General features: G+C 42.5%; 1 protein-coding gene. It reads right to left on the bottom strand.

What is annotated here, in order from left to right; translation table 11 throughout:
* Positions 1-373, bottom strand: a 373-nt coding sequence (locus EKM80_RS04795) for a transposase family protein (protein WP_164509505.1), incomplete at its 3' end; no start/stop codon positions are given.
* Positions 374-454 lie beyond the last annotated feature (81 nt).

The raw sequence follows: 454 nt of genomic DNA on the forward strand, positions 1-454 counted from the left end.
TCCGATCATCTTGGAGTTGCATAAAGATCTTCTGCCGCGTTGGTTTAGAAATACAACAGTACTTATCAACCAACGCCGTCGTAGCCATCACTGAAGCACCGCAGTCTTTACAGATCAGCCGTTCTTTATGTAATTCTAGATAGACTGGTTCACTGGCATTAGCGGCTGGATAGGCGACACGTGCGGTGTAGTGACCGTTATGACTGAGATGATCAAAGCCACACTGGGGACACCGTTCACAGGTCACTTTCACATTGGCTCGATAGACCTTGGCGCGGCGTGATTTGATCAATTGATAGTCATAATCGAAAAAAACAACGTTTTGGTCTTTAATACTGAGTGAAAATTTTATATAATGATCGATAGAGTTCATTGGTCTTCATATCCTTTCAAATGACGCTGTAGTGGGTGAAATTTGTGTATGGGGCCAGTGAGCTTTTTTATTTTACACAAA

Source organism: Loigolactobacillus jiayinensis (genome assembly GCF_003946445.1).
Taxonomy (GTDB): Bacteria; Bacillota; Bacilli; order Lactobacillales; family Lactobacillaceae; genus Loigolactobacillus; species Loigolactobacillus jiayinensis.